The 14,793-nt window shown below is 73.5% G+C and carries 9 protein-coding genes; all 9 read left to right on the top strand.

Annotated elements, in window-relative coordinates; translation table 11 throughout:
* Positions 1–3 precede the first annotated feature (3 nt).
* The 9 genes from JNO44_RS01715 (at position 4) to JNO44_RS01675 (ending at position 14,793) form a co-directional block, all read left to right on the top strand.
* Positions 4–675, top strand: a complete 672-nt coding sequence (locus JNO44_RS01715; RefSeq protein ID WP_205360705.1) for a DedA family protein — start codon at positions 4–6, stop codon at positions 673–675.
* Positions 672–1,757 carry a sensor histidine kinase gene (locus tag JNO44_RS01710; RefSeq protein ID WP_205360703.1) on the top strand — a complete coding sequence of 362 codons (1,086 nt, stop codon included), beginning with the start codon at positions 672–674 and terminating at the stop codon, positions 1,755–1,757. The genes JNO44_RS01715 and JNO44_RS01710 overlap by 4 nt, the downstream gene beginning before the upstream one ends.
* Entirely contained in the window at positions 1,748–2,392 is a 645-nt protein-coding gene (locus JNO44_RS01705) for a response regulator transcription factor (RefSeq protein WP_235091995.1), read from the top strand. The genes JNO44_RS01710 and JNO44_RS01705 overlap by 10 nt, the downstream gene beginning before the upstream one ends.
* A gap of 500 nt (positions 2,393–2,892) precedes the next feature.
* On the top strand, positions 2,893–4,362 hold the full coding sequence (locus JNO44_RS01700; RefSeq protein WP_205360701.1) for a 3-phosphoshikimate 1-carboxyvinyltransferase: 1,470 nt from the start codon (positions 2,893–2,895) through the stop codon (positions 4,360–4,362).
* A complete protein-coding gene (locus JNO44_RS01695; RefSeq protein WP_205360699.1) occupies positions 4,359–5,666 on the top strand; it encodes an aspartate aminotransferase family protein in 1,308 nt (435 codons plus the stop codon). Before JNO44_RS01700 ends, JNO44_RS01695 begins: the two co-directional genes overlap by 4 nt.
* A complete protein-coding gene (locus JNO44_RS01690; RefSeq protein ID WP_205360697.1) occupies positions 5,663–6,880 on the top strand; it encodes a Coenzyme F420 hydrogenase/dehydrogenase, beta subunit C-terminal domain in 1,218 nt (405 codons plus the stop codon). Before JNO44_RS01695 ends, JNO44_RS01690 begins: the two co-directional genes overlap by 4 nt.
* The gene (locus JNO44_RS01685) at positions 6,877–7,992 is read left to right on the top strand and encodes a 3-hydroxyacyl-CoA dehydrogenase NAD-binding domain-containing protein (protein ID WP_205360694.1); all 1,116 of its coding nucleotides are present in this window, start codon (positions 6,877–6,879) and stop codon (positions 7,990–7,992) included. The genes JNO44_RS01690 and JNO44_RS01685 overlap by 4 nt, the downstream gene beginning before the upstream one ends.
* Positions 7,993–8,006: 14 nt before the next feature.
* Positions 8,007–9,956, top strand: a complete 1,950-nt coding sequence (locus JNO44_RS01680; protein WP_205360693.1) for a non-ribosomal peptide synthetase — start codon at positions 8,007–8,009, stop codon at positions 9,954–9,956.
* Positions 9,949–14,793, top strand: a complete 4,845-nt coding sequence (locus JNO44_RS01675; protein WP_205360691.1) for a type I polyketide synthase — start codon at positions 9,949–9,951, stop codon at positions 14,791–14,793. Before JNO44_RS01680 ends, JNO44_RS01675 begins: the two co-directional genes overlap by 8 nt.

Here is a 14,793-nt window from a genome sequence, read left to right as displayed (position 1 = left end):
CGCATGATCACCATGTTGGCTTCCGTGCCGCTTCCCGCATCCTCTGCCGAACCGGCCGGCGGCATCGCCGGGTGGGCCGTCGACGTCATGGGCGCACTCGGTGCCGCCGGCGCCGGGCTGGCCAACCTCGTTGACACCGTGTTGCCGTTCATCCCCAGTGAGGTCGTCCTCCCCGTCGCCGGATTCGCGGCCGGGCAGGGGCGGCTGAATCTGTGGGCCGTCATCGTCTGGACCACCGTTGGCTCCCTGGTCGGCTCCTGGATTGTCTATGGGGTGGGTGCCCTCCTGGGCCGCGACCGCACTCGTGCACTCGCCGCCCGTATTCCCCTCGTCCGGCCGCACGAGATCGACCGGGCCGAGGCGTGGTTCGAACGGCGCGGTCGCGCCGCGGTGTTGCTGGCGCGCATGGTGCCGGTGGTGCGCAGCCTGATCTCCGTTCCGGCCGGGATCCAACGCATGCCGCTGCCGGCCTTCACCGCCCTGACGGCCGCCGGCAGCCTGGTGTGGAACACCGCGTTCGTCCTGTGGGGATACTGGCTGGGCGACAACTGGCGGCTGGTGGAGGAGTACGGGGGAATGGTGTCCAAGGTGGTGGTGGCGGTGGCCGTGCTGGCCGTCGGCCGTTGGTTCCTGGTGCGGCTGCGTCGCCGCCCGAGCGCCCGGCACCGCGCATGAGGTCGGTGCGGGCGGTCGCCGGTCTCGTGCTCGGCACCGTCTCGGTGTGGGCCGCCCTCGCCGCCCTGGCCGCCTGGGGCGTGGCGCGGTGCAGCGGGCCGGTGGTCGGGGCGGCCGCACTGGAGCAGCGGAGAGTGGCCGTGCTGTTCGGCGGGGAGCCCACCGGTGCGGAAGGCATCGAACCGCGACGGGCCGCCGCGTATCTGTGGTGCCGCATTCCCGTCGGGCTGCTCGGTGGCGGGGCGTTGTTCCTGTTGGTGGTGGGCGGTTGGACGGCCGGTTTTGGGCTGTCGCGCTGGCTGGCCGGCCAAGACGTCGACGGCATGCGCCCGACCTGGCCGATCGTCGGGTACCTCCTGACCGCCGGCCTGCTCCTGCTCTTCCTGGACCTGGCGGGACTGGCCACCGTCGTCGAGTGGGAACGGCGGTTGGTGCGCCGCTTTCTCGGCCCGGACGAACTGGCCAGGATGCGCCGCCGGATCGACGAACTGGCCGCCACCCGATCGGGGATCGTGGAAGCCGTGGACGCCGAACGGCGCCGCATCGAGCGCGACTTGCACGACGGACTGCAACAGCGCCTGGTCGTGGTGGCGATGCTGCTGGGACGAGCGCGTCGCAAGGACAGCGCGGAACTGTACAGGCAGGCACAGGCCGAAGCCGAGCGGGCGGTCGAGGAGCTGCGTCAGGTGGCCTGGCGCGTCTTTCCCGCCACGCTGGACGCGTCGGGGCTGCGCGAGGCCCTGTCCCAGGACGCCGAACGGTCACCCGTCCCGGTCCGGATCAGCGGCGACCTGGCGCGGCGCCCGGCCCCGGCCGTGGAGACCGCCGCCTACTTCACGGTGCGCGAGGCCCTCACCAACGCCGCCAAGCACGCGGGTGCCAGTCGGATCGATGTGGAGATCGACCAGGAGGCCGACCTGGTGCGCGTATCGGTACGCGACGACGGATGCGGCGGCGCCGACCCCGCGGGGCCGGGACTGGCCGGGTTGGCGCGCCGGATCCGTGCCTTGGACGGACATCTGAGCGTGGAAAGCCCGACGGGCGGTCCCACGCGGGTGGTTGCGGAGCTGCCGTGCGCTTGATGATTGCCGAGGACTCGGCGCTGCTGCGCGAGGGCCTGGTCCATCTGTTGGCCGACGAGGGGCACGAGGTGGCCGCCGCGGTCGGCGATGCGGACGCGCTGTGGGCCGCGGTGGCCGCCGAGCCGCCGGACGTCGCCGTCGTGGACGTGCGCATGCCGCCCGGTCACACCGACGAGGGACTGCGGGTCGCGCTGCGGCTGCGGGCCGAACACCCCCGGGTGGGGGTGCTGGTGCTGTCGCAGTACGTCGAGCCCAGGTACGCCGCGGAGTTGCTGACGGCAGACACCCGGGGCCTGGGGTACCTGCTGAAGGACCGGGTCGCGCGGGTGGAGGAATTCCTGTCCGCGCTGGAGCGGGTGAACGAGGGGGAGACGGTGTTCGACCCGGAGGTGGTGCGCCGCATGCTGACCCGCTCACGCCACGCCGACGAACTCGGCCTGCTGACCGACCGTGAACAGGCCGTGCTGGCCCTCATGGCCCAAGGGCACACCAACACGGCCATCGCCGGGCGCCTGTTCGTGTCCACCAGCGCGGTGGAGAAGTACACCAACGCGGTGTTCGACAAGCTGCGGTTGCCGCGGGACAGCGGTACCAACCGCCGGGTGTTGGCGGTCCTGCGCTTCCTCGGGAGCTAGGCGGTGGTCCGGCGGTGCTGGGGCGGTGTCGGGCACGTCGTTGCGCTGGTCGCGGTGGTGTTGTCGGGGCGCCGCGACCCAGGGGCGCCCCCTGCGGTGACGTGCTGCGCGATCATGCGAAGCCGCCTTGGAATCCTTTCAAATTTTGGGTGATTAGGGGAGCTTGCGCAGGGGAAGCGGTACTTTCTTCGGTGCTTATAGGGGATGACCGCCTATCAGGGAATGATCCAACTTTCGTTGACATCCGCTCGGCCGGGGTGGTTGAGTCGAATGCGCCAGCGAGTCCCCCTGGGGGTTGCCGAACCACCATGAACGATTGCGCCGACACGTGATTCCCATGTGACCGTGAGCAGCCCGGCCGCCTCCGGCAGGGGTATCCCCTCTCCTCAACTCAGTGACGGCTTCGGAGTGTTGTGTGCGTCAGCGCAGGTGTGATTCGCCGCAGGGGACGGTGCGGTCGGCTGTTCCGGGTCTTGCGGCCTCAGGGAAGGGAGCAGGGGGTGCCTGAGGTGCGGAAGACCGTCCGGGAAACGGCCCGGGACGCCGTCGACGACGGTGCCCGGCGATTCGACAGACCGGCGACCGAGGCGGCGCACCTCGTGGTGGACGGCGGCCGGGAGTTGGGGCGCCGCGGCCCGTTGACCGTCGCCGTGGCAGGCGACAAGTCGGTGAGTCACCGGGCGCTGCTGGCCGCCCTGTTACCCGGTGCCCCCGCCGTCCTCACCGTCCGCAACGCCAACTTGGGCGGTGCGGTACGGGCGTTGCTGCCTGCGCTGCGTGCGTTGGGGTTGCGGGTGGACGACGAGGGGGGCGGCACGCTCGTCGTGCGCCATGGCGCGGTGCCCGTCCCGCAGACGGTTCGCGCGCACTGCGGCATCACTGCCTGGCCCGCGGACGTGCCGTATCTGGAGACCGGCGGATCCAGCGCCGCGGCGCGACTGCTGATCGGGCTGCTGGCCGGGACCGGAACCCGTGCGGTGGTGGACGGCGACGAGGTGTTGCGCCACCGGCCGATGGAGTGGATCGTCGATCCGCTGGTCGAACTCGGCGCGGAAATAGACTACTTGGGCGACGCAGGACGCTTACCCGTGCTGGTGCGGGCACCGGTGTGCCGGTCCGCGGCGGTGGAGTTGTCCGTGGGAAGCGCCCAGGCCCGGTCCGCGGTGCTGCTCGCCGTGGCCGCGGCCAGGCTCCCGGCCACCGTGCGGCACCCGGTCCGTTCCCGCGACCACACCGAGCGGATGCTCGCCGCGTTCGGTGCGGGACTGCACGAGCGCGACCGCACGATCACCTGGGACGGCGGGCCGTACACCGTCCCGTCCGTCATCGACGTGCCCGCCGACCCCTCCCTCGCGGCGTATCCCGTGGCAGCCCACCTGATGTGGGGCGACGACGCCGAGCTGCGCGTCCCGGGCGTCTGCCTCAACCCGACCCGGTTGGGGTTCTTCGAGGTCCTACGGCGGGCCGGTGCCGACATTTCGTACGAGGACGAACGGCGTACCAGTGGTGGTGAGCCGATCGGAACGGTGGTGGCCAGGGGCGGACTGGAGGGGCTGGAGTCGGTGCGGGTCGACGATCCCGCCCTGCTGCACGCACTGATCGACGAGGTGCCGCTGCTCGCCGTGGTCGCCGCTCTCCTGCCCGGCACGTCGAGGATCGGGTGCGCCGAGGAACTGCGGTTCAAGGAGACCGACCGGTTGACGACGACGGCGCGCATGGTCGGTGCGTTCGGGGCCCGGGTCGAGGTGGCGGCGGACGGCCTGACGGTCCGCGGCGGAGCCGCCCTGCGCGCCGGCACCGTGCCCGGCTTCGAGGACCACCGCGTCGCGATGGCCGCCGCGACCCTGGCGATGTGCCTCCCCGGACGCACGACCGTGCGCGGCGGCGCCTGCCACCACACGTCATTTCCCGACTTCGCCGACGTGCAACGTGCCGTCGGCGCCCGGATCGTGGAGGACAGCCAGCGATGACCGACTCAGTGACCGACGCGGCGGCCGGTGTGCGGGGAAGGAGGGACGGCGCCGGCGCCGTGGAGGCGCGGTCCACCGGCAGTACGCTCGGCCCCGAATTCAGCACCGGCAGCGGCCCCTGGCTCCACACCGAGGACGGCACCGCCTGGTTCGACGGCACGTCCGGAAGCGGCGCGGCGACCCTCGGCCATCAGCACCCCGAAGTGACCGCCGCCGCGGTCGCCCAGCTCGGCCGCCTGACCCACACCGGCTGCAAGGTCGGCTCGGACGCCCGGACGCGCATGGTCGAACGGATCGGCGCGCTGTCGCCGTACCGGGAGCCCGCGGTGCTGCCCACCGCGACCGGGGCCGAGGCGGTGGAGTCCGCACTGAAGATCGCCCGGGCGGCCACCGGACACCAGGCGGTGGTGGCCTTCCGGCACGGCTACCACGGCAAGACCGCCGGAGCGTTGGCCCTGACCTGGCGCCCGGAGTTCAAGACCTACAGCGCACCGCAACCCGACCATGTCGTCACCGCGGAGCTTCCCGACCCCCGCCTCGGCGACCAGGCGGACGGCATGGCCCGCTTCGCGGCCGGTCTCGCCGCCGCGCTGGACGCCGCCGATCGCCGTGGCGGCACCGCGGCGGTGGTCCTCGAACCCGTCCAGGTGACCGAAGGGGTGCTGCCGGTATCCAGTGCGATCCTCGACGAGATCGCGCGGCAGGCGCACTCCCGGGGCGCGCTGCTGGTGTTGGACGAGATCTACACGGGGTTGGGGCGGGCCGGGCGGCTGTTCACCGCCGAGCTGATGACCCGGACCCCGGATCTGACGCTGCTCGGCAAGACGCTGGGCAACGGCTTCCCGATCGCCGCCGTGGTGGGGGAGCGGGCGGTGCTGGACGCGCTGCCGCCGAGCGTGCAGACCTCCACCTTCTCCGGCCATCCCGTCTCCTGCGCCGCGGCCGCCGCGGTCGTCGACATCGTCGAGCGGCAGGACGTGGCGGGCCGGGCGCGGGCGCTCGGTGACCGGCTGCGGGCCGACCTGACGGAACTGGCCGCCCGCCACCCGTGGATGCGCGCCGTGCGCACCGTCGGGGCGCTGGCGGCCTTCGACTGCGTACCCGACGGGCGGTTCGATCCCGCCCTGGCCAAGGCCGTCACCGGTGCTGCGCTGCGGGAGCGGCTGCTGCTGTTCGGCGGCGGCCCGGAGGGCGCCTCGGTCAAGATCGTCCCGCCGGCCCTCCTGGAGGAGGCGGACTACCGCTGGCTGGTGGAGCGGATCGCGACGGCGGTGACGCAGGCGGACGGGAGCGGTCGAACATGACGTTCCAGCAGCTCCAGAAGGACGTGCTGGATCCGGGCCTGTGCACCGTGTGCGGGGCCTGCGAACTCGCCTGTCCGGCCGGGGTGATCGGCTTCGACGGACTGGACCCCGTGCTCACCACGGAGTCCTGGACCGCCGCCGACTGCGCGGACTGCTCCGACTGCCTCGACGTCTGCCCGGGAGCCGACCCCGGCACCCCGGCGGCCGAGGAGCGCCTGTTCGGCCGCACCCGCACCCCGCGGGAACGCTGGATCGGCGTCTTCTCCGAGGTGGTCGCCGGGCACGCCCTGGACCCGGTGGTCTACGAGACGTCCGCCAGCGGCGGCAGCCTGACCGCCCTCCTCCAGACCGCCATGCACAGGCTGGAGGTGACGGCGGTGCTCTCGATGGGGCGGGACGAGAAGGAGCCCTGGCGGGCCGCACCGGCCCTGGTGCGAGACCCGGACGACCTGGTGGAGACCGCCCAGTCGACCTACCAACTCGCCCCCTACTTAGGCGCGTTACGGCCCCTGATGATCGAGGAGCCCGACGCCCGGGTCGCCATGTCCGGGGTGGCCTGCCACATCCAGGCGATGCGCAAGCTCCAGGCGATGGACACCGAGGTGGGCCGCTGGGCGCGCGAGCACGTGGTGCTGCTGGTCGAACCGGCCTGTTCCTCCAGTACCCGCCCCGAAGGAACCGCCGCCGTGATCCGCGAGCGGGCGGGCGTCCCCCTGGACTCCGTGGTCCGGCTGCGCTACCGCGACGGCGCCTACCCCGGTGACATCGCCATCCGCACGGACGACGGAGCGGACCACCGGGTGGAATTCTGGCGCGCGGTGCGGGACTTCGCGGGGAACAAGACGCACCGCTGCCTGTCCTGCGGTGACTGGATGTCCGGGCTCGCCGACATCAGTGTCAGCGACGGCGATCCGAACATCTTCGCCGCGAGCGTGACCGGCGCCGAACAGCCCAAGCACGGGCGGGTGTTCATCCGCACCCGGGCCGGTGCCCGAGCGGTCGCCGCGGCGCGGGAGCACGGACTGCTCGCCGACGAGCCGGTCGATCTGGCCGGGCTCAACCTCGGACTGGAGCGCAAGCGCAACCGCCGGGCGTCCTACGAGCGGTCCGGCAAACCGGTGCCGCTGGGACCGATACCCGGGTATCAGGAGGAGCTGGAAATCGTGCCCGACGAGAAGTGGATCGCGGCCCCGGAGCAGGAGGAAGACAGGTGACCGCGGTGCGCGGAATCCCCACCGGGGGCCGGACAACGGAACCGGACGCCGTCCGGCAGCCCACCCCCACCACCTTGGTGGTACGGCAGTTGGTCGCGGACGGGGCGGCCGAACCGCTGACGGAGCAGGTCCACAGGGAACCGCCCGGCCGCGGCGAGCTGCGGCTGCGCGCCGAGTGGAGCCTGGTCAGCCCCGGCACCGAACTGCACTACCTGGACCGCAGCGCACGCACCGGCGAGCGCTTCCCCCTCGGCTACTGCTCGGCCGGGGTGGTGGAGGCGGTCGGCCCCCAGGCCCCCGGATACGCCCCCGGAGACCGGGTCATCGCGATGGGCTGGGGCGAGGCCGTGCACAGCGAAGCGGTCACCGTCCCCTACCGGCTGTGCCGCCATGTCCCCCACGACCTGGACCTGGCGGACGCGGTGGTGGCCGGCCTGGCGGCGACGGCCGTGCACGCGGTGGACCGGGCGGTGCTGGAAGCCGACGACGAGGTGGTCGTGGTCGGCGCGGGCATGGTCGGGCAGCTGGTCGCCCAGACCGCGGCGGCCCGCGGGATACCGGTCACCCTGGTCGATCTCCGCCCCGAACGGCTGCGCACGGCGGCGGCGCTCGGCCTGAACGCGGCCGACGGCGGAAGCTTCTTCGCGACGGACCCCCCGCAGGCGCGCCCGACGGGCGGCCGGTGCGTCTTTTTGTGCGGCACCGGCGACGCGGGCGAGGTGATCGCGGCGGCGGCCCGCTGGGCGGACCGGGCGCCGGGCCGGCCGAGGCTGGTCGGCGTGGGCCGCTTCGCCGCCCACATCGACTTCAGCGTGGAACTGGGCAACCTCGACATCCGTTACGCCGCCCGCTGCGGCGCCGGCTACCGGGACGCGGCCTACGCACGCGGACTGCGCGACGTGACGGCCCCGGCCGGCGAGGGCACGGTCACCGAGAACCTCCAGCGGGCCCTGGACCTGATCGACATCGGTGCCATCCGCCCCCGGGAGATGGGGCTGCCGCGCCTGCCCCTGGGCCGCGCGGCACAGGCGTACGCAGAACTGCGCGAGCGACCCGCGCACCCCGCCGTCCTCCTCGGCTACGGCCCGCACGAGGGGAGGGGGACGCCGTGACCGAGGAGGCCCCAGTGTCCGAAGCGGCCTTCGGACACCGGCCGTTCCCCACCGCGCAGCAGGCGGGCACGCTCGTCCACCGCTTCCTGGAGCAGGCCGCGGCACACCCCGAACGCGAGGCCGTGGTCACCCCCGAAGCCCGCTGGACCTACCGCGAGACCGCGGGGCGCTCGGCCCGGGTCGCCACCGCGCTGTCCGCGGCCGGCCTGCGGCCCGGTGACCGCGTCGGCCTGCTGTTCTCGCACGGCGCGGAGATGATCGCCGCCCTGCTCGGGGTGTTGCGCGCCGGCATGTCCTACGTGCCGCTGGACGCCTCCTACCCGGAATCCCGGCTCCGCTACATGGCCGACGACGCCGGCATCCGCGCACTGGTCGCCCTCGCCGCCAACGCGCCGCTCGCCGACCGGTTGGCCGGCACCCGACCGGTGCTGGCATACGAGGACCTGGTGCCGACGAAGGGCACGGACCCGTCCGGCACCGACGCGGCGGACGGGCTCGACCTGCCGGCGCCACCGGTGGGCCCGGACAGCGAGGCGTACGTGCTCTACACCTCCGGCTCCACCGGGCGGCCCAAGCCCGTCGCGCAGATCCACCTCAACGTGCTGCACCACACCCGGGTCTGGACCGACGGCCTGGGCATCGGCCCGCTGGACCGGGTCACCCTCCAGTCCGCCTACAGCTGGGACTCCGCGGTCCAGGACACCTTCGCCGCGCTGCTCAACGGCGCCGCGCTGTACCCGGTCGACCTCAAGTCCCTCGGCATCACGGGCCTGTTGGAGTGGATGGCCGCCGAACGCGTCACGGTCTACCACTCCACGCTCCCCGTCTTCCGGGCACTGGTCCGGGCCATGGCATCGCGCGCCACCGAGCTGCCCGGGATGCGGATGCTCGCGCTCGGCGGCGACACCCTGCACCTGGCCGACCTCGACGCCGCCCGGCGGTCCTTCGGGAGGCACTGCCGGGTCGCCGGCGCCTACGGCTCCACCGAGTGCTCCTGCGCCCTGCTCCGGGTGGCCGACCGGAACTACCGGCCCCCCACCGGAGTGTTCCCGCTCGGGTTCGCGGTGGCGGAGACGGAAGTACGGCTGGAGGACGCCGAGGGGCGCGTGGTGGCGGGACCGGGCGAGGGCGAGATCGTCGTCGAGAGCCCCTACCTCGCCCCGGGCGCGGTCGCGGACGGCCGCACCTACCGCACCGGCGACCTCGCCCGGCGGCTCGACGACGGCACGCTGCTGCTGATCGGGCGCCGCGACTTCCAGGTGAAGATCTCCGGGATCCGGGTGGAGACCGGCGAGGTGGAGAGCGCGCTGAAGGACCTCCCCCAGGTGACCGAGGCGGTCGTGATGCCGTTCGACGACCGGTCGGGGGAGCGGCAGCTCGCCGCCTATCTCGTGACGGCCGACGGCGCACGCCCCGAGCCGTCAGCGCTGCGGGCCGCACTGCGCGGCACCCTGCCCGCCCACGCCGTACCGGCCGCGTTCGTCCTCCTGGCGGCCCTGCCGCTGACGCCCAACCACAAGATCGACCGCGCCGCGCTGCCGCCCGCGCTCAGCGCGGCGGACCCCGGCCGGAGCACCGCAGGGCCCGGCAGCGCCGGCCCTGCGGCAGCCGGACCGTTGGCGCGGGCGGTGGCCCGGGCATGGTGCGAGGCACTGGGCACCGACACCGTCGGCCCCGACGACAACTTCTTCGACCTGGGCGGCACCTCGCTGCGGATGGCCGCCGTGCACGAACGGCTCACCCGCACCGTCGCGCCCGACCTGCGGATGACCGACCTGTACCGGGCCCCCACCCTCCGCAGCCTGGTGGGGCTCATCGGCGGTGACGACCGGCAGGACTCCGCGGCGGGCGCCGCCCGAGGAGCCCGCCGCCGCACCGCCCACGGCGGCCGCCGCGCCGCGGCCCGTACCCGCAACGCTTCGTCCCCCTCGAACGACCGGCAACCAGGAGGCACTTGTGACTGACCGTCCCCGCGGTGCGACGGCCGCCACGGCGACCCCCGCCGACACCGCCCCAGACGGCCGGATCGCCCTCGTCGGCCTGGACTGCCGACTGCCCGGCGCGCGCAACCACACGGAGTTCTGGCGCAACCTGGTGGCGGGCACCACCCACATCACCGACGTGGACGAGGAACAGCTGCAGGCCGCCGGCGTGGCCCCGGAGACGTTCGCCAACTCCCGTTACGTGCCGCGCGCCTCGGTCCTGGAGGACACCGACCTCTTCGACGCCTCGTTCTTCTACCTCAGTGCCCGCGAGGCCGAGCGGATGGACCCGCAGCTGCGGCTCTTCCTCCAGTCCTCCTGGTCCGCACTGGAGCACAGCGGCCACGACTCCGAGCAGTACCCCGGCCGCATCGGTGTCTTCGCCGGCGCCCTCAGCAGCACCTACCTCCTCCACAACGTGCTGACCGGGGAACGCGGCTTCGACGGCTCGCTGCCCCGGATGCGCGAGGACCTGGCCACGCTGATGGGCAACGACCCCAACTACCTCGCCACCAGGGCCTCCTACCACCTCAACCTCACCGGCCCGAGCATCTCGGTACAGACCGCCTGCTCCACCTCGCTGGTGGCCGTGCACCTGGCGATGCAGAGCCTGCTGTCGCAGGAGTGCGACGTGGCACTGGCCGGCGGGGCGGCGCTGCGCTTCCCGCAGGAGGCCGGATACCTCCACGAGACCGACGGGATCACCTCGGCGACCGGGACCGTGCGCCCCTTCGACACGGCGGCCGACGGCACCCTCTTCGGCAACGGCATCGGAGTCGTCGTCCTCAAGCGGCTGGAGGACGCGCTCGCCGAGGGCGACACCGTCTGGGCGGTGCTACGCGGCTCCGCGGTCGGCAACGACGGCGCCGACCGCGTCGGTTACACCGCGCCGGGCGTCGCGGGCCAGGCCGCCGTCCTGGCCGAGGCGCTCGCGGTCGCCGACGTGGACCCCGCGACCGTCAGCTATCTGGAGGCGCACGGCACCGGCACCAAGATGGGCGACCCCATCGAACTGGCCGCCGTGGCACAGTCCTACCAGGTCGCCGGCGCACCACCGCTGACCATCGGATCGGTCAAGGCCAACCTCGGCCACCTCAGCACCGCGGCCGGTGTCACCGGACTGATCAAGTGCGCCCTGATGCTGCACCACCGCACACTGGTCCCCACCCCGCACTTCACCGCATGGAACCCCCAGTGCGCCGTGGCGGGCACCCGCTTCCGGATCGGCACGCGCACCGAACCCTGGCGGTCAGCGGACGGCGGACCGCTGCGCTGCGCCATCACCTCCACCGGCATGGGCGGCACCACCGCGCACGTCGTCCTGGAGGAGGCCCCGGCGGCGGACCCGGCCGCCCGGGGCGCCGCGCCCGCACCGCCGGTGGTGCTGCTGCCGGTCTCCGCCAAGTCCCCGGCCGCGCTGGAGACCGCGCGCCGGGAGCTGGCCGACCACCTCGAAGCACCCGCCCAGGAGACCGGGCCCGCGGCCGGCGACACCGCGGTGGACCCCACCGGCGCCCTCGGTGACACCGCCCTCGACGACACCGCGTACACCCTCGCCACCGGCCGCCGCACCTTCAACTACCGCGCCGTGATCACCGCCCCCGACCGGGCGACGGCGGTACGCGCCCTGCGCACCGCCGACCCGCGCTTCACCCACCAGGACTCCGGGCAGCCCGCCGATCGCCCGGTGGTCCTGCTCCTCCCCGGCCAGGGCGCCCAGCACCCCGGCATGGGCCAGGGCTGGTACGAACACCTGCCGGTCTTCCGCGCGGCACTCGACGAATGCGCCGAACTCCTCGCCCCGCACCTCGGCCTGGACCTGCGGGACGCCCTCTACCCCCGGCTCCGCGGCTACCAGGGCGAGCCCCATGACGTGGGCCGCACCCGGCTCACCCAGCCCGCCCTGTTCGCCGTCGAGTACGCGCTCGCCCGGCAGTGGTCGGCCTGGGGCGTGCGCCCGGCCGCCCTGATCGGGCACAGCGTCGGCGAGTACGTGGCCGCCACCCTCGCCGGGGTGTTCCGGCTGCCCGACGCGCTGCGGGTGATCGCCGAGCGCGGCCGGCTGATGGACGAGCTGCCCGGCGGGGTGATGACCGCGGTGATGCTCCCGCCGCAGGAGCTGGCCGCATACCTCGATGGCGGCGAGGTCGCGCTCGCCGCCGTCAACGAGCCGGCCGTGTGCACCGTCGCCGGTCCCAAGGAAGCCGTACGCGAACTGACCACCCGGCTGACCGCCGACGGCGTCGCCCACCGCAAGGTCGTCACCTCGCACGCCTTCCACTCGGCGATGATGGACCCCGTGGTCGGCCCGTTCACCGAGCTGCTGCGCGGCGTCGAACTGGGCTGCCCCCAGACCCCGTTCCTCTCCAACCGCACCGGCACCTGGATACGCGACGAGGAGGCGCAGGACCCGGTGTACTGGGCCGGGCAGCTGCGCGAGACCGTACGGTTCGCCGACTGCCTCACCACGGTGCTCGCCGACGGCGACCACGTCTTCCTGGAGGTCGGGCCCGGTCAGACGCTGGCCACCTTCACCCGCCGGCACCCGGACCGCGAGACCGGTGTGCCGGTCATCACCTCCGCGGCCCGCGGACGGGACGCCGGTGCCGATCTGACCGCGGTGACCGCCGCACTCGGCCGGCTGTGGGCGGCCGGCCTCACCGTGGACTGGCAGGGCTACTACGCCGACCGCGAGCGGGCCCGGGTACCCCTGCCCACCTACCCCTTCGAAGGGACCCGCTACTGGGTCGAACCCGGCAGCGGGACCCTCACCGGCACCGGCAACGGCGCGCGCACCGTGCGCAAACTGCCGCTGGACCAGTGGTTCTCCACCCCCGTGTGGCGACCGGCCGTCGGCACCCTCGACGCCACCGCCGAACCGATCGCCGACCCCGTACTGCTCTTCGCCGACGCCCAGGGCACCGCGACACGGCTGGCCCGGCACGCCTTCGCGGGCGAGGTCCTCACCGTCACCGCCGGCAGCGAATACCGACGCGACGGCGACACCTGGACCCTGCGGCCGGACTCCGAGGACGACCACGCCCGGCTCATCGGCGACCTGCTCGCCGAGGACCGCCTCCCGGACCGCATCGTGCACGCCTGGTCCACCGCCCCCCTGCCCCCCGAACGCGGGAAGGAACGCTTCGAACAGGCCCAGCACAACGGCCTCTACAGCCTGATGGCCCTGGTCAAGGCGGTCAGTGCGCACGGCGTCACCCAGCCCCTGCAGCTGGACCTGATCAGCGCCGGCGGCTACGCCATCAGCCCCGCCGAGCCCGAACCGGTCGCCGAACTGGCCCCCCTCGCCGTCGCCGCCCGCGTCATCGGCCAGGAACACGGCAACATCGGCTCCCGCCACTTCGACCTCCCCGCCACCCCCGACGACCGCTCGCTGCGCACCCTGGCCGCCGAACTCGCCGGACTGCGCCGCCCCGAGGTCGCCACCACACTGCGCGGCGCCACCCGCTGGATCGCCGACCTGGAACCGATCCGCGCCGACTGGACCGCCAAGGCCGCCTCCCGCCTGCGCGACGGCGGCGTCTACCTGATCACCGGCGGACTCGGCGAGATCGGCTCCACCATCGCGCACTGGCTGCGCCGCGAATGCCCCGGCGCCCGACTGGCACTGCTCACCCGCGATCCGCTGCCACTGCGCGAGAGGTGGGACAGCTGGCTCGCCGAACACGACGCGGACGACCCGACAGCACTGCGGATCACCCGGCTGCGGGCCCTGGGTGCCGAGGGCGACGAACCGTTCCTGGTCCACGCCGACGTCGCCGACGAGGACGCGCTGCGGGACGCCGTGCACCAGGTCACCACACACTTCGGCACGCTCGACGGCGTGGTGCACGCGGCCGGACTGCCCAGCGAACAGTGGGACCGGGCGATCACCGCGGCCAGCGTCGAGCAGTGCCAATGGCACTTCGCGCCCAAGGCGCACGGCCAGATCGCGCTGGAGAAGGTCCTCGCCGACCACCCGGTGGACTTCTGCCTGCTGCTGTCCTCCTTGGCCGGGGTCCTCGGCGGGCTGCGGCTGCTCGGCTACGGCGCCGCCAACCACTTCATGGACGCCGCCGCCGAACGGGCCAACCGCGGCCTGGACCGCACCGTGTGGATCAGCGCCGCCTGGGACGTCTGGCAACACCACCAGGACGAGAAGCGGGCGATCTCCGCGATCGGCCGCAGCATGGACGACAAGGCGATCCAGCCCGAGGAGGGCCTGGAGGCCATCCGCCGGCTGCTGACGCTCCGCGACGTCTCCCATGTCGCCGTCTCCACCTGGGACATCGCACACCGACTGGACCAGTGGGTGCGCGACGAGCGGATCGCCCGGCCCACGGCCGGCGGGGCCACCGGCACCGTCACCGGCGAGGGCGCGCAGGGCAGGGCCGCCGACGACCTGACCGAGCAGGTGGCGCGCCTGGTCCGCGGGGCGCTGGGACGCGAGGACATGCCGCTGGACGGGGACATCTTCGAGTTCGGCGGTGACTCGCTGCTGATCGTGCGTCTGCTGTCCGACATCCGGGAGCAGTTCTCGGCCGAGGTGCCGCTCGCCGATGTGCTGGGGGAACCGACGCCGAGGGCACTGGCCCGATTCGTCCAGGAGCGGATCGACGCCCGGGCACAGGCACCGGCGGCGACCGACGGCGACGACATCGAGGCGCTGGCCGCGGAACTGGCCGCACTCGACCCCGACGAGGTCGAACGCCTGCTGGCCGAAGCCCAACAGCAAACCGCCCAGCAGGCAGCCGCCCAGCAGCCAGTCACCCAGCAAGAAGCCCCCCGGCAGGGCGGGACCGGCCAGGAACAGGAGCGCTGA

The organism is Streptomyces noursei, assembly GCF_016917755.1.
Classification (GTDB): Bacteria; Actinomycetota; Actinomycetes; order Streptomycetales; family Streptomycetaceae; genus Streptomyces; species Streptomyces yunnanensis.
The sequence above is the reverse complement of the archived record's forward strand: the minus strand, read 5'-3'. Positions and strand labels throughout refer to the sequence as shown.